This is a genomic window from Parabacteroides caecihominis (genome assembly GCF_023656785.1).
In the GTDB taxonomy this organism is placed as follows: Bacteria; Bacteroidota; Bacteroidia; order Bacteroidales; family Tannerellaceae; genus Parabacteroides; species Parabacteroides segnis.
In genome coordinates this window covers 1-2,319 of the sequence record NZ_JAMOKS010000084.1, presented here as the reverse complement: position 1 = coordinate 2,319, position 2,319 = coordinate 1, and the positions used below count along the sequence as shown (strand labels likewise).

The window sequence follows — 2,319 nt, the reverse complement described above, 5'->3', positions numbered from 1 at the left end:
GATAAACAGATAACCGATTCCGCCGAATATGGCAAGGAATACAAATCCGATCAGAATCAGCTGCTTCTTGGGAGAAGCAGCTTTTAAAGGGACAGTGGCAGGTTGTATTATTGTATACACCGGTGTCTGTTCCTGTACACGGAGTTTATCCTGTTCCAACTTCTGGGCCAGCGTATTGTATACATTGAAGGTTAATGTCATTTCATTCTTTAAACGTTCCTGTTCCGTGCGGTAGCTGGCTGAGATGATATTTTTGTTGGCATCCTCAAAGGCCGCATAAGCACGTTGTGCTTTATAGTAGGACTCACGGGCTTCGCTGAATACTTTCTCTGCGAATTCAAGGTCTTGCTTTACCTTTTGGGTACGGTAATTAGTAATGTATCCCTGAAGTTTTTCCAATACAATTTGAGTGATATTCGCTGAGATCAACGGGTCCTGCATCTGAACGGAGACAGTGATTACCGATGTCTTTTTATCCACAGAAGCGGAAATACGTTCCTGTAAATCCTTTATAACATCTGCCTGTTCCTTTGTCAACCTGAAAGAAGTCAATTCTCCACTACTTACCGGTTCTTCTTTTGAGAACAAATCTTTCACAACACCTAACAGTTTGAACGGAGTCTGTACCACATAACTCCACCACGCACTTTTCTGGTGATCATCCATATAATCATATAAGGATGCAGAATAATCCCCTTCCTCATTTGTTACCTGTACGGGGAATAACTCCAGTAAAAAAGGAATACTGCTGACTACATCCGGATACAGGTCTGGGGAGATGGCATCCGCTCCCGAAGAACTGTTCAGGTTAATCCCTGCCATGGCTGCCAATCCACCCAGATTCCCCATCTTTTTGGATGGGTCGGATGTTTCGGGTGCCAGTTTTACGGTTGTACTATATTCTTTCGGTATGCTGAAAGCTACGACAAGACCGACTATAACTGCAATTCCGCAACATTTAAAAAGGAACTTGCGTTCACTCCATAAACGTTTAGCCAGTTCAATCAAGTCTATCTCCTGTGCATTATCTGTGTCAGGAGCATTCATTTGAATCATATCCACTTTGTTAATTGAAAATTAAAGATTGAAAATTGAAAATTATTTCAGCGTGTTGATGATAGAGGTGACCATGGCTGCCATCGAAGTGGTTGAACTGGCTATACTCAGTACCTCCGCCAGGCTGGTTTTACGATCGCGCTGTGTCTTGGTCGGAACGACGATTTCACACCCGGGTTCTACCTTCGGATAACGTTTAAAGAAGATAAAGCATTTCTTCGTTGTTGCAACTTTACCGTTCATATAGATTACGACCGGATATTTACGGGCAATATCGTTATATCCGCCGGCTTGCGACAAACAATCTCCAACAGACATTCCTTTCGTATAGGTCACGCTGTTTGGATAAGTTACGGCGCCGTTTATCTTTACCGTACTTTGCAACTGAGGAATATAGAGCGCATCCCCATCACGCAATACCACATCGTGCGCACTTCCTGGATTAGCCAAAGCCTTTTCCAAATCGATACCCACCGAGTAGTCTTTGATGTTTTCCAGTGACAAAGCCACCGAATCGCGGCTCTGTTTATTGGAACTCAGTTGCAGCAGAGTTTCCAGGCGGCGCATCTCATCTTCTGTTAGCTGGCGTTTCAGGCTTGCTCCTTTTACATAGGCATCAGGAGTTATTCCTCCGGCTTTGGCTATGATATCACTTAGACGGGAGTTCTTTTCGGCCAGTACGTAATCGCCGGAAAAAGTAATTTCACCATTTACCTTCACCACCTGTTGTTCCTGATAACCCGGTGAGAAACGCACATACACTTCATCGAACGGTTCCAATGTAAAGACCGTATCGCTTTTCTTTCCATCCGTAGAAATTAAGCCCAAATTATCGTTCAATGCGAAATTGAATACTTCGGCCGTACGGTTAGTGTTCTCGTAAGTCTTTGCATCCTTAATCCTTCGGGCTACTTCCACATTGACCGTTGCTGCCGATTCCTTTAATCCGCCGGCCATCATAATGGCATCTTCAACGGTCAGGTTATTCCGGTAAGGAAGGACAGTGTCTATGTAATTTACCGCTCCACTTACTTTGATCGTATAAGGTTCGCGAAGGTCAAACAGGGATGGAATGTTCAGTTGGTCTTCCGGTTTAAGTTCTATATCCGGAGACGTGCCACTGAGAATGCCACGAATGTTTACGGCTATAACAGTCGTTGTGAAATCCGGATTCAAACGGGTAATCTGGGCACGGCCGGTAAACTCATCTCCTTTCAAACCGGCTGCCTGATCAACCAGTTGACGGACCGTATGAACCGTACC

At 44.5% G+C, this 2,319-nt stretch carries 2 protein-coding genes; both read right to left on the bottom strand.

Annotation, left to right across the window (positions count from 1 at the left end; all coding sequences use genetic code 11):
• A partial coding sequence (locus NBH14_RS28575; protein WP_250818013.1) for a Wzz/FepE/Etk N-terminal domain-containing protein occupies window positions 1-1,056 on the bottom strand: 1,056 nt, incomplete at its 3' end.
• Between the two features lie 42 nt (window positions 1,057-1,098).
• A partial coding sequence (locus NBH14_RS28570; RefSeq protein WP_250818012.1) for an SLBB domain-containing protein occupies window positions 1,099-2,319 on the bottom strand: 1,221 nt, incomplete at its 5' end.